Here is a 21,618-nt window from a genome sequence, read left to right on the forward strand (position 1 = left end):
GATGGGACTATGAGACCAAGGGTGTTACTGGTAGAGGACTCTACTTCACTAGCCATACTTTATAAGCAGTATGTGAAAGACGAACCTTATGACATTTTTCATGTCGAGACAGGTCGCGAAGCGATTCAATTTATTGAAAGAAGCAAACCTCAGCTCATCATTCTCGATTTGAAACTGCCCGACATGTCTGGCGAAGACGTGTTGGATTGGATCAACCAGAATGACATTCCTACGTCCGTTATTATTGCTACGGCACACGGCAGCGTCGACTTAGCCGTTAATCTAATTCAAAAAGGTGCGGAAGATTTCTTAGAAAAGCCCATAAACGCTGATCGCCTAAAAACATCAGTCGCATTGCACCTCAAACGCGCCAAATTGGAAGATTTGGTGGAAAATATTCAGTCCAAGTTTGATCGCCACAACTATCACGGATTCATCGGTTCAAGCCTCCCGATGCAGGCGGTATACAAGACCATTGATGCTGTTGCGCCAACTTCTGCTAGTGTGTTTATTGTGGGAGAAAGCGGCACAGGTAAAGAAGTTTGTGCTGAAGCCGTCCACCGCCAGAGCGACCGTAAAGACAAGCCTTTTATTGCAATTAACTGTGGGGCTATTCCACGAGATTTGATGGAAAGTGAGATTTTTGGTCACGTTAAAGGGGCCTTTACTGGAGCAACAACAGATCGAAAAGGTGCGGCGACGCTGGCACATGGTGGTACGCTTTTTCTTGATGAGCTGTGTGAAATGGAACTTGAGATGCAAAAGAAGTTGCTCCGTTTTCTACAAACGGGCACTTACACCCCTCTTGGTGGCACTCGAGAAATGAAAGTAGATGTGAGAATCATTTGTGCCACTAACCGAGATCCATTAACAGAAGTAGAAGAAGGTCGTTTTCGTGAAGACTTATACTACCGTGTGCACGTTATACCTATCGATATGCCCCCATTACGTGAACGAGGAAGTGACATCGTCACCCTTGCCAAGCACTTCTTGACCACTTACGCCAAACAGGACAAAAAGAAATTCTCAACAATCGACAGTGAAGCTCAACATATCATCAAGCATTACGAATGGCCGGGTAATGTAAGGCAACTACAAAACATCATACGTAACATTGTGGTGCTTAATAACGACGAAAAAGTCACGGTGAGCCACCTACCCGCTCAACTTACTAAAAAGTCTAAAGTGACGAAAACAACGACGCCTGCGCATGTTGCTCAAGAGTCAGCAAACATTGCACCAATCACACCACCACCTGTTTATACTGAGGAACCCTCACCTTCTGCGGTCGAACCGTCGATTACCGCAGCGGAGCAGCTTGGTACACCGTCCTCTGCTGCTACCTCACCGTACTTTAACTCTGATGGAACCATTCGCCCTATGTGGCAAGTAGAGCGTGAAGCAATTCAAAACGCAATTGCGTACTGTGATGGCAACGTCCTCAACGCCGCTGTCATGCTGGAGTTAAGCCCATCTACGGTTTACCGAAAAAAACAAGCGTGGGAAGCGGATGAAATTAATCTCGAACAATCTTGATAAACCTGCCATTGGTGAAATTTGGATCTTGCTTGATAGCCGTCTATTCGGCGGCATTGAAAGTCACGTTATCGAGCTAGCTCGGGGATTAATAGCCTTTGGACACAAAGCTCGAGTTGTGCTAACCACTGAGTATTCACCAGCTGCTCAGATTGTACAGAAGGCAAAAGAAGCCGCGATCCCTGTGAGTTACTTAAACTATTTGTCTGGCGAGCCCAATAAAGCTTTAAAAATTAAACACCTAACAAGCGCCGTCGCCAATCACCAACCCTCAGTGGTTCACTCCCATGGTTATAAAGCGTCGATTTTGTCGCGCTGCGCCAAACTGCTCACCCGTACGTTTCCTCGTTTGATTTCAACTTATCATGCTGGTGAATCGTCCTCAGGGAAGCTATGGCTATACGATTGGCTTGATAGAAGCTCAGGCTGCCTATCTGACCATTGCTTTGCTGTCAGTCCAAGTATTCAGCGCAAAGTTTTTTGTTCTTCAGAACTGCTGAATAACTTTGTTTCGATTCCCAACAGTCAACTCAACTATCAGGAGATCGCTTTTGTCGGCCGATTGAGTCAGGAAAAAGGCGCCGATCAATTTATTGAGGTAGCGAGGCTCTGTCCAACATTACAGTTTAGTGTGTACGGTGATGGCCCAGAAAAAGAATCGCTTAATCAAACTGCCCCTCCAAATGTGACTTTCTTCGGCCATCAAACCGATATGGAAGGTGTTTGGGAAAATATCAGCGTACTTATCATCTCTTCTCGTTATGAGGGTCTTCCAATGGCGGCGCTTGAAGCCATGTCGAGAGGCATTGCCGTGATGAGCTTACGTGTAGGTCGTCTTCCAGATATTATCCAAACGGGTAAAAATGGTTTTATCGTCGAAGACATTCCCTCTCTTGCTAAATGTCTTCATGACTGGATGTCGATTGGTGAAGCGCAACAATCACTCATTCGCCAGAATGCTCGACAAACCATCATTGATGATTTCTCAGCGCAAAGTGTGATTCCCGTATTGCTACAAAAATATCAAATTGAAACGGATCACTAATCCATATTGGTTCTCAATATGAGAATGATGAGTTCCAAACATAAATATCATATAAGATTCAATCACATAAACTAATGGCATATTTTGGCATCTCTATTGCAGCTCAGCAGTTAACGCAGATTAATGATGAGACAGAGGTGACTTATGACTACGCCAAAACGCATTCTATATGTTCATTATGGTGATAATTGGATTCGCGGCAGTGAAGTGGTGCTTCTGGATCTCTTTTCAGGAATCGACCGCGATAAGTTTGAGCCATTCGTATGGTCCAACTGCCAACCATTAATCGATAAGTGCCAATCGCTCGGAATTGAAGCGGAACATTCAACCTTCAATTTGGTGGGTGGTTGGAGCGCTCCGCGCTGGGATATTAGCGGGTGGAATAGCCTTATCAAACAAGGCTCAGCATTGATCGAAAAGCACAACATCGACTTGGTACACGTCAATAGCGGCGGCCCTTGTCAATGGATGTGTTTGGCTGCTCGCATGAATCATATACCACTTGTCACGCAACTTCATTGCCATTATACATTGCGCGATCGCTTCTCTCTCGGACTTCACCTCTCTCCAAAATTGATTTGCGTTAGCAAAGATGTTGGACGCGAAATTCTTCAGGACGGCTACCCGCAAAACCAACTTCATGTCGTACACAACGGCGTGTCACTTCAAGGCGTGGATACACCCATCGACATTAAAGATCGCCTCGGAATCCCATCACAGGCCTTTACCTTTCTGTCGGTGGGTTCGCTGATTAAGCGCAAAGGGTTTGACCGCCTTATTCGGGCAATGCGCATGCACAACTACCACCACCACAACCCTCACCTTGTTATTGTTGGTGACGGCGAAGAAAGAGAAGCATTGCAACAGCTTGCCGCAGATCTTGGTATCCAAGAACGAGTGCACTTTGTCGGAGAGCAACACAATGCTGGAGCGTGGATGTGTGGTAATGCAGACGCTTTTATTAGCGGCGCCTATGAAGAGGCCTTTGGTCTCGTGCTCGGGGAAGCGGCTTTAGCTCAACTGCCTATCGTGGCTCCTAAAACAGGAGGCATCCCTGAGTTGTTCGAGCATAATCACTCTGCGCTACTGTACCAGAATCGCGGAATGGCAGGCTTATTAAACGCGATCCAACAAGTCATGCAGGATTCAGCACTAAGAAACAGGCTAGCTGAAAACGCCTATCTTCATGCTAGCCAAAACCTCACGACTGCAGCATCCATAAGCGCCATTGAACGTATTTATGAAGGTGAGCTTGAGAACAACAGTATTACACCAATGCCAATGACTCACTGCATGAAGCCTCTTTCACGCTGGTTGAGCATCAATTGAGGAGGACAGTCATGAAACGTGTATTAATGTTCGACGCCATCCCAATGCAAGGTGGTTCTAAAATTGCGAATGCAGAGCTCCTCAAACAGTGCGATAAACTGAACGTAATTGGTTATCTGCTGACCACGAATCCAGAGCATTGGGAGTCACTACTTAGCGATACGCCTCGTGTGCAGATTATCAAAATCAAACCATCACCATTGAGCTCCACTCATGGCCTCACTTACTGGTTAATGAACGCGTATTACTTTATCCAACTGATTTTTGCGTGCATGAAACTACCAAAGATAGATAGCTTTTTAGGTCTATCTTGCCCAAGTAATGATATGCCTTTGTACTTACTAAGATTAATCAGCAAAAAGCCTGTGGTACAAATGGTTCATGGTCCAATTGGTCGTTCAAAATCTTCCGGCTACTGCTTGGTAAAAGCATCCGCAATTTATTACTTGGCAAACACCCGAGAATCGATGCTAGAGGCCTTACAGGTCTACCTCAAAACAGAGAAGCCAGCCACTGAACGCTATTGGTGTGGTTTGAATGCGTCTACGTTTGTTAACGGACTATCGAGAGACCGCTGGCCAAAGCAAGCAAATCCGATTTCAAACCGCATCTTCTGGGCGGCCAGCTTACTAAAATGGAAGAACATCGATCTTTTTCTTGATGCTTTAACACTTGATAAGACAAAAGAGATCAAATCTACCGTGTGTTACATCAAACCAAATGTGGCAGGTGTGGAATATTCAACACCAGACTTCACCACAAAAGGTGTTGAATGGCATGAATGCCCAGATAACCTCGATGACCTACGCTCTCAGTGTGGTGTGTTTGTTTCCACCAGTGTTAACGAACCTTTTGGGTTATCCATTTTAGAAGCTCTCGCAGCAGGCATGTGCATCGTCATCCCACATGATGATAGCTACTGGGATCGCGTATTAACGCACGGCCGCAATTGCATCAAGTACACACCAAACAATGTGGCGTCGTTACATAACGCAATTCGCCTTTTGAATGAGTCTCCATGGATGAAAGTGACAATGGGTATCGAAGCACTCAACGTTTCTCAACTTTATACGGCCGAACGTTGTTATCTGCCAATCGCTCAGCACCTTGCAGCAGAATCCGCACCGAATGGCGATTGTAAACTCAAAACACCGCGATACATCAAAGGATATGACCATGTCTAAAGCAATGACCAATATGTCGCTGTTCGCTATCGCGTTAGTGATAAACAAAAGCATCAGCTTAATCATGCTGCCTGTATTGCCCCACTTTCTCTCACCAGAACAAATGGGCAAGCTTGAACTGCTTACCACCTTTGGCGTTGTCACAACCTTATTCGTCAGTTTCGCTTTACATGAAGCGCTGTATCGATTCGTCGGGGTTGAAAAGAATCAAAATACGCGCACAAGCCTTCTAAACCAGCTGTACTCACTTGCTTTATTCATCGCTGGCATCGTGGCTTTATGCCTACTCGCTATCATTATGCTCGCGCCTATTCCTGCACCTTTTACGCGAGTCGAGTTTGCTATTGTTATGTTTGCTATCGTTCTAGAAGGCAGTATCGCAATCGGCACAGCTTGGTTGAGAACACAGGACGACAAAGCAAGAACCCTACTTAACCTCATGGTGACTACCACTGTTTTTCAGGTCATTTTCATCATCACGGCGCTGTCTGTTCACCCACATGTTATTTCTGTTTTATGGGGTGGCTTGTTGGCTGCTATTACTCAGTTTGTCTGGCTGCACATCATTAACCGCTACAGCATGACTCTGCCAAATCTGACAGTGGCGAAACAATACCTAAATTACTGTCTTCCAATGATGATGGCTGGGTTGGTTGCGTTTTGTCTCAATGGCGCTGAACGCTGGTTCATCGGCGCGAACGCCTCACTTGCGACATTAGGGATTTACGCGATAGCCGTAAAATTTGCGGTTGGCATGTGTATTTTAGTTCAGCCATTTGGCATGTGGTGGATGCCACGTCGATTTAATTACCTAGAAGCGCGTAGGAGTACAGAAGCTGTGCGCATCACTCATCTAGGCATGATTTACATTACAGGTTTAAGTGTTGCAGTCGGCACATTAGCAATGGTGATGATCACTTACCTGTTACCAGAAACCTATCATGAGGCGGTACTGTTCAGCTTGTTCTTACTGCCTATCGCCATGCTAAAAGAGTGGAGCGAACTTATTAATATTTCCATTTTGTACAAGCGTCGTACTCGCTGGTTACTGGGTATTAATGTCGTCTCAGCATGCGTTGCAATTGCTTTGCTGTTTGGCCTATCGTCCCTGGGTATCTATGGAGTTTTCATTGCGCTTTATTACGCTCAACTGTGTAAGCTTGGCCTGACTTATGTGGTAGGCCAACAATGCATGCCGTTGCCTTTTCACCTAAGTCTGATGGTTTTATTGCAGATTATCTCCGGTGTGGCACTGTTCCTGCTTCACTCTTCACAATCAATAGGCATCGCCATCGCAATTTGCATTTTGACATGCACTTTGCTGGCAGGGATAGCCACTCGCTATATGAGTAAAGAGACGCTAAATGCGCTCACTCGATACATGGTGAAATGGCGTGGACAGGTGAAGAGATACTCGTTATGACTGAAACCAAGGTGAGAAGAAAACAGTCCATCGCAGCGCTGACGATTACCGTCTGTATCGGCCTGCTTTGGATTGTTATGCCTCACCCTATTTTGATCGTCGCACTATGTTTCGCCCCGCTGGCTTTACTGTTCGTTCTCAACCAAACGTTTTGGCTTGTCACGCTGTTCGTTATTTTTTCATTCTTCCGTATTCATGAAGCGTTTCCCGTTATCTATAACTTTAAGATCCCATTGCTACTATCATTGGGGGCACTGGCCGCACTTGCTTTCCACCTTTTGATAAGTCGCCAGCTTACGGCTTTTTGGCACCCTTCATTAAAATGGTTGTGCATATTTTGGGGGCTGGTGATCATCGGCATCGTCTTCGCCTCCAGTCGTGACATTGCCATTACAGTTTTCAAAAATACCTATTGGAAAATCATCATTATGACATTGGCGATCACCTGGCTTATTACCAAGCCTGCTCAGTTAGCACAAATGTCGAAAGCGATAATTTTCGCCGGATTGTTGATTGGTTTAGTCGCATTACAAAACGCAGCGAATGGCATTGATTTAGTGGAAGGGACGCGCGTATCGATTGGACGCTCCATAGGTTCAGTACTCGGCGATCCGAACGACTTGGCGCTGGTGTTAATGTTTCCTCTCGCCTTTACCGTTAGTCAGTTAATGGAAAAACGTTCACCTAAGCATCTCCGGCTCTTTGCACTTGTTACCTGTTTGGTATTGTTTTTTGCGATTATTGAGACACAAAGCCGCGGGGGCTTGTTAGGCTCTCTATCGGTATTTGCGTACTTTGCCTTTAAGCATATCAAAAGCAAAACGTTAGTCTTAGTACTAGGCGCCGTCGCAGCCATCGTACTCTACGCATTTGCTGGTATCTCAGGGAGAGAATCGGGTGGCGCAGCCGAGGATGGTATAGATGCCTCTGCGATGGGGCGACTTTACGCGTGGGAAGCCGCATTTAAAATGGCTCTCCACCATCCGTTAACTGGGGTTGGGCTTGATAATTTCTACTTCAATTACTATTTCTATAGCCCTCACTGGGACGGTATCAATCACGCCGTACACAGTACTTGGTTTGGCGTATTAGCAGAAACGGGGTTTGTTGGACTCGCCGTGTTCATTACGTTGATTGTGTCATTGATTCGCACCTCTTTGCATTCCATCTCATTGTTGACACCAAAATCAGATTACACCCTCTCTGTTGGAGCAAACGCAGTCTTAAGTGGGCTGATCGGGACCATCGTATCAGGCACTTTCCTCACTCAAGGTTTCACTTGGCCAATTTACATTCTGGCAGCATTAACGGTTGTCGTTAGCCGAATCGTTCAAAGTGATTGTCAAAATGAGAAACCCTAATTTCAAATACCAATAGAAAGTCTAATTGCCTGTTTTATAAAAAATAAATCCTTGGCACGTATTGTGATTACTCTCTTGATTAGTAATCAAATAACGAAGACTCAAGGAGAGCTACATGACAGACATCGTAGTATTTGGAGAAGATTTTGGCGGGCTACCCTCCTCCACTCAACACATTGTCAAACGACTAGCAACGAGCCACCGCATCCTTTGGGTTAACTCAATCGGTCTGCGTCAACCTAGGCTGACCGCTAAAGACATGCAACGTGCGTTAAACAAGCTCACTCGTGTGTTTAATAACACCGGATCGCATAAGCCAACGTTAGAGTCTGAAATAAACCCAAATATTCACACCATTAACCTACTCACTATTCCTGCTCCAAGTTCTGCGCTGGTAAGAAAAGTAGCGGCTAAGATGATGAAATACCAGCTCAATAAACAGTTACACGCTCTTGGTTTTGATAAGCCTATATTTTGGACATCGCTCCCGACGGCCGCAGATGTTTGTGCGGAAATGAATTCACGTGGGCTAATTTACTATTGTGGCGATGACTTTAGCGCTTTAGCTGGTGTTGACCACGACACGGTTGCCAAGCATGAACGTACACTGGTTAACGCGGCTGATGTGATTTTTACAGCAAGTGACAAACTCACCACTCAATTTCCATCTGGTAAAACCGTCACTTTGCCTCACGGTGTCGACTTTAGTCTGTTTTCTGAGCCAGCACCTAAGGCTGAAGATTTTCCTAATAATGGTCGCAAAGTGCTGGGCTTTTATGGCAGTTTGTCTGAATGGTTAGACTACGACTTAATTGCCCAAGTCGCAGACCAAGAGCCTGACTGGGATCTCGTGTTCATCGGCCCTAACGAGTTCAGTGATAATCCGCTTCCACAAAGAAGCAACATATACTACCTGGGCCCGAGAGCGCATCACACTCTGCCACGTTACTCCCAACACTGGGATGCCAGTTGGTTGCCCTTTGTTGATAACGCTCAAATCAAGGCATGTAATCCGCTTAAACTTCTTGAGTACTTGGCAACAGGAACCCCTGTTATCAGCACACCGTTTCCTGCATTAATGCCCTACAAACATATGCTTCATGTGGTTCAAAATGTCGAAGACGTGCGTGCCAGTCTCGATCACCTCCTACCGCCACCGACAGATTCAAAGTCATTTGTTCAACAGCAAAGCTGGGAAGCAAGAGCCAACCAAGTTGATAAATTAGTGAGGGCGCTATGAACGATTTAAGAGAAAACCTCAGCGTACTGTTACATGGTGCTTGGAGACGTCGCTACATGATCGTTATTCCTATGCTTGTATTGCCTGTGCTGGGTTTCATCGTAAGTAAACTGGTTCCGACGACTTATGTCGCTCATACCAGTATGCTTATCCAAGAGACAGCGAAAATGAACCCATTCCTTCAAGATCTTGCCGTCTCAACCATGCTGAAAGATCGATTGAGCGCACTCAGTACCTTGCTAAAAAGCCGACATGTTTTGTACTCAGTTGCCAAAGAACAAGCGCTGATTAGTGACGAAATGAGTGCCAAAGAGCAAGAGTTCATCATTAAAGATCTCGCGTCGCGTTTGTCTGTTCAGCAGCTTGGTAAGGACTTCATTCAAATCCAACTACGAAGTGGCAAACCGAATGGCATGGAGTCGATGTTACTCTCCGTCAGCGAACATTTTGTCGAACAGCTTTTAGCTCCTGAACGATCTTCAATTAAAGATTCAAGTCACTTTTTAACCATCCATATTAATAAACGCAGAGAAGAGCTGGATAAAGCAGAGCAAGCGTTCGCGGAATACAAGAATACTTACTCTCACGCGACGCCTGAAATGCAAGCACAAAGCCTGACTCGTCTGGCAAGCCTTAAACAAACCTTGGCAGAAAAAGAGGCGGAGCTTGCTGGTGTTACCCGAAGCCTAGGTAGTTTGGACCAACAACTTTCTAAAACCAACCCGGTTATCGGTAAGCTTGAAGAACAAATCATAGACATTCGTAGTGAGCTCACTTTGCTTCGCGCCAAGTACACTGAGGCGCATAGCATGGTTCAAGGCAAGCTACGAGAGTTAAACCGCTTGGAGCAAGAGCGCTCAGTACTATTGAACTCTAAACAACCGGAATTAAACAGCGCCCAACTTTGGGATATCGCAAGCAATACCACCGTAAACAGTCTTGGAGAAGCTCAGCCTCTTCTGGTCTCTCAGCTTCACCAACTGCAAATTATGCGCGGACGCTTTGAAGCCCTCACAGAAGAAACCAATAGCTTACGAACAATGATTCAAGAGTTAGAAAGTAATGCGCATCGATTTGGTAGCACAGCAACAGAAATCAACCGCCTAGCTCGTGATGTCGCGGTAAAAAGAGAAATGTATGATGACCTTGTGGAGCGTTATGAAATGGCTCAATTAACTGGTTCACTTGGCGTATTTGAAGAGAATAAACGCGTGAAAATCATTGATGAGCCTTTCACACCAACCATTCCGTCTAACTTACCTAGTTTTGTGTTTGTCATTTTAGGGTTTATCGGTGGCGCGGGTTTGGGCATTGGATTAGCGACGATACTTGAGTTAGCCGATAACTCTATCCGCTCTAAAAGAGCATTAGAAAAGCACCTTGGCGTTCCTGTGATCACCACTCTACCTAAAGTGGTATACGGAAGCTAACAGCCGTTAACACTCCATTACAAGCACTCGGTCAGCGAGTGCTTTTCTTTTTGTGCTTATGCTAACTCCGCATAAGGTTTCCACTAATATGAATCTCAAATTGAGAATAAACATCGCCCTTCATATGCATTGCCATTAACCTCATGTTTTTAAAAACTTAATTTATTGGCACGCAGTCTGCAGTTCCTAAATAAACAAAGAACTCAACGAGGGTTTGAGAATGGAATTCAGACAAAAACAAAATAGCACTCAACGCAATAAAAAAGTGATATTACACGTCGTGCAGCACTTAGCTCCTGGCGGTTTGGAAACGCTCGTATTAGAGATGCTTCGTTTTGCGCAAACAAATCATTCCGTGTTTGTCGTAAGTTTAGAGGGAAGCAAAGCACAAGCACTGCAATGCTGGTCAAAACTTTCGGCCTACCAAGGCCAACTGCACTTTCTCAATAAGAAACCTGGATTCAGCGGGACAACCATCAGTACGCTGACTTCCATGCTCAAAGGACTTAAGCCTGATGTGGTTCACACTCACCATATCGGACCACTCTTATATGGTGGGATTGCGGCACGCTTAGCGCAGGTGCCAGTAATTATCCATACTGAGCACGACGCCTGGCATCTGAATAGCAGAAAGTCAGCTCGACTGCAGTCCCTACTGCTAAAAATGATTCGTCCACATGTGGTTGCCGATGCGAACTTTGTCGCCGAACAAATCCAGAAAAAACTGAATTACCGCAAAGTTTGCACCATACATAATGGAATCGATTGCCAGAAATTTCAAAGCGGTAATCAAGCAACCAAGAGAAACTTGTTTGGGCTTCCAGCCAACAAAACCGTGATTGGAGTCGCTGGACGTTTAGAAGCAGTTAAAGGCCATAAAGTGCTTATCGAAGCCTTCTCTCATCTTACGCCAAACACACACCTAGCCATTGCTGGAGATGGTTCTCAGAGAGCTCAATTGGAAGCACAAGTTAGAACGTTAAAACTTGAGGATCGCGTTACCTTTTTAGGCTTGGTCGACGATATGCCCAGCTTTTACCAAAGCCTCGATTTATTTTGTTTACCGTCGCTTCAAGAGGGTTTCCCCCTCTCAACACTAGAAGCTCAAGCATGTGACGTTCCTTGTGTCGCAACCGATGTTGGTGGCGTGAAAGAGACGCTCTGCCCGATTAACAGCACATTGGTTGAAGCCAACCGTGTGTTCTCTTTGGCGGAAGCTTTGTCGCTGCAATTGAAATCAACCCATGGTTCTCCTCGAACTTTTATTCTCAAACATTTTGATATCAGAGACATGGTGAGTCGCTACTCACGTTTGGCCAAGGAGGCTAGCTATGAATGATTTACTTTGGATTACAGGTTTTGGTTTATCCGCATTTTTGATTGTCTATCATCATGTTGGTTATCCATTGCTACTTAAATGGCTTCCTTTAAAACAGCAAAAAACCACAGCACCATTTGTAGAGCGAGCTTACAAAGCCTCTCAAACAGACAGTCAGTTACCATCTATTACTGTCATCGTGCCCGCCTACAATGAAGAACAATGGATAGCAGAAAAGATCCGCAACCTTGCGAGCTTAGATTACCCAAGAGATAAATTGAAAGTGGTGATCGCATGTGATGGCTGCACAGATAACACAGCCGAGATTGCTCAAGCGACGATTCAAGAAGCAATCTGCTCCGATACACTGTTCATCATTAATGACCACCAAGTCAATCGCGGTAAAGTTGCCCTACTCAACGAAGAAATGCGTCATGTTAGCTCGGACATTACCGCACTGAGTGATACATCGGCATTGATTTCTTGCGATTCTCTGTTGCTAGCTAGTCAGCATTATCAAAATGAGAAGGTTGGAGTGGTTAACGCGACATATCAAATAATGAGTACCGATAACCAAGGTGAAGCAGCGTACTGGCAATACCAGTCTCGAGTGAAGCACCAAGAATCCTTGCTAGGTTCAACGATTGGCTCTCACGGTGCGTTTTATACATTCAGAACCCACCTATTTGAACCACTTGAAGTCAGCACCATTAATGACGATTTTATTCTCCCTATGAGAATCGTTTTGCGAGGCTATAACGCTATCTACGAACCTAACATGCTAGCTCTTGAACTCGAACAAAGCTCAGACGACGCAGACTTCAAGCGACGCCTAAGAATTTCAGCGGGTAACATGCAGCAGCTCATGCAATTAAAGAAATTACTGCTACCTCGCTATCGTGGCACTGCCTTTGCATTTCTATCGGGAAAGGTTCTGCGCTTGGCAACACCCTATTTGATGATTGTTTGCTTGGTTTGTTCACTGCTACTGGCACACAACCCGCTGTTTCAAATAATGCTGCTCGCTCAAGCCTGTGTTTATGGTATCGCACTTGTCACTTACTTGGTGCCTGCACTTAACACAGTCAAGCCTTTTAAACTGATTAGCTATATCGTCATTGGTCATCTCGCCAATTTCATCGGCGGTATGAAGTATTTGCTAGGAATGGAAAATGGACGTTGGAAACGCGTCAACCAATAAGGAAAGCATCATGAAAAACTCACGCTACGATTCAAATGTATGCCACGCGAAAAGAACGTTTGATGTACTGGTTGCAATGTTTATTTTGCTCGTCACTGCACCACTATTCCCATTTATCGCGCTAGCTATAAAAATCACATCAAAAGGCCCAGTGATCTATCGTCAACTGCGTGTTGGGCGCTGTACACCAGAAAAAATGGATCTTTTTCAAATCATGAAGTTTCGCACCATGTATATTGATGCGGAGCAACGCTCCGGTGCAGTTTGGGCAACCGAGAATGATCCTCGAATCACACCAGTAGGACGTTTTTTACGTAAGACCCGTTTAGATGAGTTACCACAGCTGTTTAATGTGTTGAGAGGTGAAATGTCGATGATCGGGCCACGTCCAGAGCGCCCTGCTTTCTACCAAAAGTTGGAAGATGAAATCCCTTATTTTGTAGAACGCACATATGGCGTATTACCAGGAATTACAGGCCTAGCGCAAGTTAACCAAGGCTATGATGCTTGCATTGAAGATGTACGACGTAAAGTTGGTTTTGACCACAGTTACGCACTAAGCTTAGGTTCGTTCTACTCTTGGATTTCAATGGACCTTTCAATCATGAGCAAAACATTCGTTGTGATGATTGACGGACGAGGTCAGTAACCCCTGGTTCTGGTAACGGTCACTCTTGCCACTGGCGTCGCATCTTTTCGATGGTCGCTGGTGGTACATCATGAATGCTTTGATACGCTCCGCGACACACTTTAACTTCCACCTCAATGCGCTTCTTCACGCAGTAGTCCAAGTAACGCTTCATCTCCCAGTGCCGAACAAACGTATTACTCACAATCACGACTTTCCCTTTGTTCAACCACTTTCGAGTTTGCTGAAAACACCATTCGTGCGCTTGGGGCAATTGAGTCGGGTTAAAGTGATAATCACCTTCATCATTTTCAAAATACATGTCAGCTTCAAAATGCTTAGCACCAAGCTCTATCGCGAGTTGCTTTGCTAACGTTGTTTTGCCTGAACCTGGAAGTCCACGAATAAGAATGAGTTTAGCCAGTGACATAATGCTGTTAAATGAGGTGGGAATAAGCCCAAACTGTAACGGAATTATTGAAAAAGAAAAGTAGAAATAAAAAATGCCGAGCGCATTAGGCTCGGCATTTAAATTCAATAGTGGATAGTGTTTATTTGTAAGCTGACAGTTCGGTTCTTAACCCTTTAACCAAGCTTACACACATCAACAACAGAACAAAGGTAAACGGTAATCCCGTTGCAACCACGCCTGACTGCAATGCTTGCAAGGCTTCTTTACCACCAACCCAAAGCATAACGGCTGCAATTGCACCTTCAATACAAGCCCAGAAAATACGCTGTGGAATTGGTGCATCAATCTTACCGCCCGCAGTGATACTATCGATAACCAGTGAGCCAGAGTCTGATGATGTAATAAAGAACACCAGAATCAGCACGATAGAAAGCATTGAAATCACTGAGCTATACGGTAGCGCATCGTAAACATGGAACAGAGTCAGTGAAATATCAGTTAGACCATTTGCACCTAGCTCCCCCACTTTATTCACCACTTGGTCAAGCGCGATACCACCGAATACAGACATCCAAATCAAGGTAACGACAGTAGGAATAACGATCACTGCGAACAGGAATTCTCGAACCGTACGACCTTTAGACACACGCGCGATAAACATACCAACAAACGGTGACCAAGATACCCACCAAGCCCAGTAGAATACCGTCCAGCCGTGCATCCAAGTTTCATCTTCACGACCGTGGGGGTTGCTCAACGGAATAATATTTTCAATGTAAGCCATTGTTGTGTCGCGTAGCGAACCCCACGCCGTATCAAACGTGATAAAGGTAATGAAAATAAGCAGGGCAAACGCAACCACCATATTGACGTTACTCAGTAGCTTAACACCACCATCAATACCACGAATTACTGATAGCACCGCGATAAAGGTAACAAAGGTGATCACAATCATTTGTGTACCAATGCCGCCTTCTAGACCAAAGACATGGTTAATACCACTGGTCGCCTGCTGAGCACCGAGACCCAGCGACGTTGCAAGACCAAACAGCGTGGATAAAACGGCAAGAATGTCGATAACATGCCCTAACCAACCCCATGCTCGGTCACCAAAAATTGGATAAAACGCCGCGCGCAATGAAAGCGGTAAACCCTTGTTAAAAGCAAAAAACGCAAGTGCTAGTGCAACGAGTGCGTAAATACTCCAACCATGCACACCCCAGTGGAACATGGTGGCACCCATCGCGAGAGATTTCGCTTCTTCTGTGTATGGCACTGCGTTCAGTGGCATTCCCCACCAATCAGTGAAGTACGCGGTCGGCTCCGCCACACTCCAGAACAGAAGGCCAATACCCATACCAGCAGCAAAGAGCATCGACAACCAAGAAACGGTTGAGTGATCCGGCGTTGCTTCTTTGCCACCTAAGCGGATTTTACCCAGCGGAGAAAAAAGAAGAGCAACAGCGAATAATAAGAAGAAGTTTGTCGACCACATAAAGAACGCATCAAACTGTTCGATAATTCCGTTTTTCAGACCGTTTAATACATCACGAGCAGTGGTTGGCTCAACAAGAAGAAGTGAAATTAGACAGAAAACAACGAGACCCGCACTGATGCCAAAAACGGGGTTATGTATGTCGAATCCCCACTTTTGAACGTTGTCCTGTCCAACCTGATAGTCTGTTGTGTCGATACTATATTTTTTAAATGCATTATCCATAAATACAAATTTAACGTGAATTTGAAACGCCCCTCAGGTGAGAAGAACTCCAATACCGCCCTCCATTAATTTGAACTCTAAAGTTTTAAAGCGGGGCGAAGTTTAGCAGCAATCACATATTTTTGCAAAAAATCGCCATTTATTGCATTTTTGACTCAGTTAAAAGCAGATAAGAACAAAATAATATCAACACAAAAATTATGAGGTCTAATGATTGGTTTTATCGTAATTTGATCGTTCGAAAAGCACTGGAAATACTTGCGCTCTGTGGCTTTATCATTGATGGGCGCGTAAATTGAGATAAGTAACACTGACTTGGTTTCAAAGATAGCGATGAAACCAAGTCAGTAACGTTTTCATAGAGACTGATTATTATAGGAAATGGAAGGTAATATTCCCCGTCACACTGCTCACGGTGTCACTATCGCTGTCAATATCCACGCCAAACGCTTGATAACTCGCGCCCACAGACACATTGTCAAGCAAGAAGTATTCGGCACCAACACCATACATGTAAGAGACGCCATCATCTTTGTCTAAGTTTCTCAGTCCGCCGTCATAATCAACGTTGAATGCATTGATGCCGCCTTTTGCGTAAACGTGTAACGGGCCGAAGTCGATACTAGGTTTCGCCGCTAAATAGAATGAATCAAAATCAGCACTACCCCTGCTGCCACTCAAAGATAAATCCACTTTGCCGTGATTAAAGTAGCCTGCTTCAATGCCAATGAATGGCAAAATACCAGTACCTACATGAATACCGTAGGTTGTATCGTTTTCGCTATCAATATCAGATTGACCAATTTGACCGCCAGCGTAAATCCATGAGTCAGCCATTGCTGATGTTGAGCACAACGTTAGAGCTAATAACGAGAGTGTTTTTTTCATACTATCCCTTCCTGATCGATTCCTAAGCGAAACATTACGCAAATATGCGCATTTAATCGCCACTATATATTGGAAAGCATAGGCATTTTAAGACTCTAAAAGTGAATAATTTATGTTCAACTTTTGTTTTGTGACTTCCAGACAAAAAAACACCGGCATAAAGCCGGTGTGTTTCATATGGTGTTAGAAAGCTTGACGCTTATAGGAAATGTAGTGTTGCGTTAACAGAGAACGTGCTGATATCGTCTTTACCAGCAGTGTAGTTCATGTAGCTAGCACCAACAGACATCGGGCCAAAAATGAAGTACTCAGCACCCACACCGTACATTAGGTCCAAATCGTCATCGTCTTTGCCGCCTTTCACTTTTTTGTCCCACTGATGGAAACCACCTTTTGCGTACACGTGTAGCGGACCGAAGTCGATACTTGGCTTAAGTGCTGCGTAGTAAGAAGTTAGCTTAGTGTCTTGACCATTTACGTTGAACTCACCGTGTTGTGTTACACCAGCTTCAACACCAATGATAGGTAGAATGCCTGTACCAACGTGAACAGAGTATGATGTGTCCGTCTCACCTTTGTAGTCAGACTGACCTACTGTTGCACCACCGTAAATCCAAGAATCCGCCATTGCCGCAGAAGATGCGCCAAGTAGCGCCACTGCTAATAGAGTTTTTTTCATCATCTACCTTTACTCTTTATTATTCCCACGTCTGCATAACTCAGTCGTTGGTACTACAAATAAAGGGAGGCGAACTATTGCCTCCCAGAACTAAAAAATAATGCTTATTGAGTTACTAGCAATTAGTGTACCAGCAACTTCTTAAGCGATAATTACAAATCTGACACTATTTTACTGGTTGATTAGCAAGCATCAATCGCGTTTTTGACTCGTTTATCAGAAACAGGATAAGGAGTGCCTAATTGTTGAGCAAAGTAACTCACGCGAAGTTCTTCAATCATCCAACGCACTTCTTTTACATTTTCAGGAATGGCCACACCTTTCGGGATCTTGTTCAACAACTCTTTATAGTCTTGAGTCACAGATTCAATCTTCAGCATATGTAAACGATCTTTGTTTGGATCGATTGGCAACTTCTCCATACGACGCTCTATCGCGCGCATGTAGCGAAGAATATCCGGCAAGCGTTTCCAGCCACATTCCGTTGCAAAGCCTTTGAAGATCAAGCCTTCAATTTGTGCTTTGATATCGGACAGAGCAAACGCCATTGTGAAGTCGATCTTGCCTTTTAGCTTCTTATTGATGCTAAACGCCGTGGTCAGAATAGTCTCAACCTGTTGAGCGATCTCTACAACGGTGTCACCCAATTCAGCACGAACGTGTTCTTTCAATGCTTCGAACTTCTCTGGCTCCCAAACTAAGCCACCCTGCTCTTCAATAAGCTTATCGACACCACAGGCAATGCAGTCATCGATCAGATCAAGCACTTTGCCGTAAGGGTTAAAATACAACCCCAACTTCGATTTGTTCGGTAAGTTAGCGTGCAAATATTTAATTGGCGACGGTACGTTCAATAAAATTAGGCGACGCTGACCAGCACGCATTGCCGTTATCTGCTCGTACTCCGTTTCGTAGAGTTTGATTTCAACGCTGTCTTTGCTATCAACAAGTGCTGGATACGCTTTTACATCGTAGCCACCACGTTTTTGTTGATACACTTTCGGCAATTCACCGAAGCTCCACGTATGCAGACCTTGCTGTTCAATATCGTCATCCGCAACTTTAGAAAGCGTTTCTTGAACTTTGTCTTTCAAGCTCTCTTTCAATTCGTGAAGGTCTTTATGTTCCTTCAGTTTACGATTTCGATGATCAACCGCTCGGAACGTGACTTTCAAGTGTTCAGGCACCTGTTCCAAGTTCCAGTCTTCACGCAGTACCTCTACGCCCGTCATGCGTCGCAACTCTTTCTCTAATGAATCTAGCAGCGGCGCTTCCATTGGCGTAACGCGTGCTAAGAATGCATCGGCATAGTTCGGCGCAGGCACAAAGTTCTTACGAATTGTCTTTGGCAACGATTTAATCAAGCTAACCACAAGCTCATGGCGTAAACCTGGGATCTGCCAATCAAAGCCCGCTGGTTCAACTTGGTTTAAAATCGGCAACGGCAAATGCACTGTGACACCGTCACTATCATCGCCTGGTTCAAATTGGTAACTCAACTTGAGCTTCAAACCATTTTGATGCCAGAAGTTCGGGTAATCCAAGTCGGTGACATGACTAGCATCGCCCTTGAACAGCATCTCTTTTTCAAAGTTCAGCAGTTCAGGATATTCTTTCGATGCTTTTTTCCACCACGTATCGAAATGTTTACCAGACACCACTTCGGTGCCAATGCGTTGGTCATAGAAATCAAACAGCTCATCATCATCCACTAAGATGTCTCGACGACGAGATTTATGCTCAAGCTCTTCCACTTCTTGCAGAAGCTTACGGTTTTGCTTAAAGAACGCGTGTTTGGTTTCCCATTCACCCTCAACCAATGCACTACGAATGAAGATTTCGCGACTTATGGTCGAATCGATACTGCCGTAGTTGACCAAGCGTTTCGGTACGATTGGTACGCCGTAAAGCATGACTTTTTCGTGCGCCATCACCGCAGCGCGTTTCTTCGACCAATGTGGTTCGCTGTAACTGCGTTTAATAAGGTGTTTAGCTAACGGCTCAATCCATTCTGGCTGAATCTTTGCGATGATACGACCCCAAAGTTTTGAGGTTTCCACCAACTCAGCAGACATGATCCACTTAGGCTGTTTCTTGAATAGACCTGATGCAGGGAAGATATGGAAACGAGCATTACGCGCGCCTTGATATTCATTCTTTTCTTGGTCTTTCATGCCGATGTGCGACAGCAAACCAACCAAAATGGCACTGTGTACGCCATGGTAAGAAGCGGGCTCGTCGTTAAGCTTGAACTCCATCTCACGCATCGACTGATGAATTTGGAAGTACACGTCTTGCCACTCGCGAACGCGCAAGTAGTTCAAATAGTCTTGCTTACACTGTTTGCGGAACTGATTGCTAGACAAGGCTTTTTGCTGCTTTTGGATGTATTCCCACAAATTCACAAATGTCAGGAAGTCCGACTCTTCATGGAAGAAGCGACGATGTTTATCGTCTGAAGATTGTTGTTTGTCGGAAGGACGCTCGCGTGGATCTTGAATCGACAAGGCAGCTGCGATGATCATCACTTCTTTAAGCGCACCATATTTTGGCGCTTCCAATACCATACGCGCCAAGCGCGGATCGATTGGCAAACGCGCTAATTGGCGACCAATGGAAGTCAGGCGCTTTTTCGGGTCTTTTACCTCAGAGTTAATCGCACCAAGCTCTTCCAGCAAACGCACGCCGTCTTGGATGTTACGTTTATCCGGTGCTTCCACAAACGGAAACGCTTGAATATCACCCAAACCAAGTGCCGTCATTTGCAAGATAACCGACGCTAGGTTGGTACGCAGGATTTCAGGATCAGTAAACTCTGGGCGTGACTCAAAATCTTCCTCTGAGTACAGACGAATACAAATACCCTCTTCCACACGACCACAACGACCTTTTCGCTGGTTCGCACTCGCCTGAGAAACTGGCTCGATTGGAAGACGCTGAACCTTAGTACGGTAACTGTATCGACTGATACGCGCCGTACCCGGGTCGATAACGTACTTAATGCCCGGAACAGTTAGCGAGGTTTCTGCCACGTTGGTTGCCAGTACAATTCGGCGACCAGTGTGAGGTTGGAAAATCTTATTCTGCTCACCTGCCGACAAGCGCGCGTAAAGCGGCACAATTTCCGTGCTCTTCAGATTACGTTTGGACAATGCATCTGCGGTATCACGGATTTCACGTTCACCGTTCATGAAAATCAGGATGTCACCTAAACCTTCATCGCACAGTTCATCTACCGCTTCGAAGATGCCTTCAAGCTGGTCACGATCATTGTCGTCATCACCGCTTAGTGGGCGGTAACGTGTTTCTACTGGGTAAGTACGACCCGATACTTCAATGATTGGTGCATTGTTGAAGTGTTTTGAAAAACGCTCAGGGTCGATGGTTGCCGACGTGATGATCACTTTCAAGTCAGGACGACGTGGTAGCAACTCTTTCAAGTAACCCAAGATGAAATCGATGTTCAGGCTGCGCTCGTGCGCTTCATCGATAATGATGGTGTCGTATTGATTCAAGAAACGGTCATGCTGAATTTCAGCCAACAAGATACCGTCCGTCATCAATTTGATTTGGGTATTTTCAGAGATCTGATCGTTGAATCGAACCTTGTAACCAATAAACTCACCAAGCTTGGTTTCCATCTCTTCGGCAATACGGTTAGCAACCGAACGCGCTGCAAGACGACGAGGCTGAGTATGACCAATCAGACCAAATTTACCGCGACCAAGCTCAGCACAGATTTTTGGTAGCTGAGTGGTTTTACCAGAACCGGTTTCACCCGCGACGATAACCACTTGGTTTTCTTCGATCGCTTTCGCAATATCGTCGCGTTTTTGGCTTACAGGCAGGATTTCTGGGTATTCAATCGTTGGTTTGTAGTTGCTGCGCTGCTCTGCAACCATCATGGATTTTGCGATGTCTAATGCGATTTCGTCGAACACAGCATTACGCGCTGCGTCCTTCTTAATTTTGCTTGCACCAGAAATACGTTTACTCAAGCGGAAACGGTCGCGCATCATGCACTGATTCAGCGCTTTACGCAGAGATGCCGCGCTATTCACTTGAGCCTGAGGTGTTTGAGCTTGTTTCGCTGTCGCTTTTTGCGCACCATTTGACGGTGTCGCTTGCTCTTCAGCTAGATTCTTTTTTGGGGGCTGTGACGAAGTCAAAGCGTTTCCTATTCTTTTCATTACAAAAACTGCGCGGATTGTATCACACAAGATC

At 45.1% G+C, this 21,618-nt stretch carries 16 protein-coding genes; 11 read left to right on the forward strand and 5 right to left on the reverse strand.

Annotation, left to right across the window (positions count from 1 at the left end):
* Positions 1 to 9: 9 nt before the first annotated feature.
* From R7E00_RS07310 to R7E00_RS07360, 11 genes are all read left to right on the forward strand, one after another.
* Positions 10 to 1,536: a sigma-54-dependent transcriptional regulator gene (locus tag R7E00_RS07310; protein WP_262606079.1), complete on the forward strand. Its 1,527-nt coding sequence runs from the start codon at positions 10 to 12 to the stop codon at positions 1,534 to 1,536.
* Positions 1,511 to 2,581 (forward strand): glycosyltransferase family 4 protein, encoded by a 1,071-nt coding sequence (locus tag R7E00_RS07315; RefSeq protein WP_025766675.1) that lies wholly within the window; start codon positions 1,511 to 1,513, stop codon positions 2,579 to 2,581. Before R7E00_RS07310 ends, R7E00_RS07315 begins: the two co-directional genes overlap by 26 nt.
* Positions 2,582 to 2,725: 144 nt before the next feature.
* Positions 2,726 to 3,910: a glycosyltransferase gene (locus R7E00_RS07320; RefSeq protein ID WP_262606080.1), complete on the forward strand. Its 1,185-nt coding sequence runs from the start codon at positions 2,726 to 2,728 to the stop codon at positions 3,908 to 3,910.
* An 11-nt stretch (positions 3,911 to 3,921) separates the two neighbouring features.
* Positions 3,922 to 5,094, forward strand: a complete 1,173-nt coding sequence (locus tag R7E00_RS07325) for a glycosyltransferase family 4 protein (protein WP_262606081.1) — start codon at positions 3,922 to 3,924, stop codon at positions 5,092 to 5,094.
* Entirely contained in the window at positions 5,087 to 6,517 is a 1,431-nt protein-coding gene (locus R7E00_RS07330; protein ID WP_318124419.1) for a lipopolysaccharide biosynthesis protein, read from the forward strand. The genes R7E00_RS07325 and R7E00_RS07330 overlap by 8 nt, the downstream gene beginning before the upstream one ends.
* Positions 6,514 to 7,878: an O-antigen ligase family protein gene (locus R7E00_RS07335; RefSeq protein WP_262606083.1), complete on the forward strand. Its 1,365-nt coding sequence runs from the start codon at positions 6,514 to 6,516 to the stop codon at positions 7,876 to 7,878. Before R7E00_RS07330 ends, R7E00_RS07335 begins: the two co-directional genes overlap by 4 nt.
* Before the next feature lie 115 nt (positions 7,879 to 7,993).
* Positions 7,994 to 9,118 carry a glycosyltransferase gene (locus tag R7E00_RS07340; protein ID WP_262606084.1) on the forward strand — a complete coding sequence of 375 codons (1,125 nt, stop codon included), beginning with the start codon at positions 7,994 to 7,996 and terminating at the stop codon, positions 9,116 to 9,118.
* A complete protein-coding gene (locus R7E00_RS07345; protein ID WP_006742947.1) occupies positions 9,115 to 10,548 on the forward strand; it encodes a GumC family protein in 1,434 nt (477 codons plus the stop codon). The genes R7E00_RS07340 and R7E00_RS07345 overlap by 4 nt, the downstream gene beginning before the upstream one ends.
* 220 nt (positions 10,549 to 10,768) lie before the next feature.
* Positions 10,769 to 11,887 (forward strand): glycosyltransferase, encoded by a 1,119-nt coding sequence (locus tag R7E00_RS07350; protein ID WP_258681050.1) that lies wholly within the window; start codon positions 10,769 to 10,771, stop codon positions 11,885 to 11,887.
* Positions 11,880 to 13,067 (forward strand): glycosyltransferase family 2 protein, encoded by a 1,188-nt coding sequence (locus R7E00_RS07355; protein WP_006742949.1) that lies wholly within the window; start codon positions 11,880 to 11,882, stop codon positions 13,065 to 13,067. Before R7E00_RS07350 ends, R7E00_RS07355 begins: the two co-directional genes overlap by 8 nt.
* Before the next feature lie 10 nt (positions 13,068 to 13,077).
* A complete protein-coding gene (locus tag R7E00_RS07360) occupies positions 13,078 to 13,716 on the forward strand; it encodes a sugar transferase (protein WP_005394228.1) in 639 nt (212 codons plus the stop codon).
* Positions 13,717 to 13,735: 19 nt separating this feature from the next.
* Here the strand turns inward: R7E00_RS07360 and R7E00_RS07365 are convergent, their stop codons facing one another.
* From R7E00_RS07365 to hrpA, 5 genes are all read right to left on the reverse strand, one after another.
* Positions 13,736 to 14,125, reverse strand: coding sequence for an ATP-binding protein (locus R7E00_RS07365; protein WP_065646747.1), 390 nt, complete (start codon positions 14,123 to 14,125; stop codon positions 13,736 to 13,738).
* 121 nt (positions 14,126 to 14,246) lie between these two features.
* Positions 14,247 to 15,827, reverse strand: a complete 1,581-nt coding sequence (locus tag R7E00_RS07370) for a BCCT family transporter (RefSeq protein WP_005394224.1) — start codon at positions 15,825 to 15,827, stop codon at positions 14,247 to 14,249.
* A 372-nt stretch (positions 15,828 to 16,199) separates the two neighbouring features.
* The gene (locus tag R7E00_RS07375) at positions 16,200 to 16,715 is read right to left on the reverse strand and encodes a porin family protein (protein ID WP_262606085.1); all 516 of its coding nucleotides are present in this window, start codon (positions 16,713 to 16,715) and stop codon (positions 16,200 to 16,202) included.
* A gap of 199 nt (positions 16,716 to 16,914) precedes the next feature.
* Complete coding sequence (locus tag R7E00_RS07380) at positions 16,915 to 17,394, reverse strand: outer membrane beta-barrel protein (RefSeq protein ID WP_021033871.1); 480 nt, start codon at positions 17,392 to 17,394, stop codon at positions 16,915 to 16,917.
* A gap of 182 nt (positions 17,395 to 17,576) precedes the next feature.
* The gene (gene hrpA, locus R7E00_RS07385; protein WP_262606086.1) at positions 17,577 to 21,563 is read right to left on the reverse strand and encodes an ATP-dependent RNA helicase HrpA; all 3,987 of its coding nucleotides are present in this window, start codon (positions 21,561 to 21,563) and stop codon (positions 17,577 to 17,579) included.
* Between the last annotated feature and the right edge of the window lie 55 nt (positions 21,564 to 21,618).

Origin of the sequence: Vibrio sp. Vb1755 (assembly GCF_033338635.1) — a bacterium.
Classification (GTDB): Bacteria; Pseudomonadota; Gammaproteobacteria; order Enterobacterales; family Vibrionaceae; genus Vibrio; species Vibrio alginolyticus.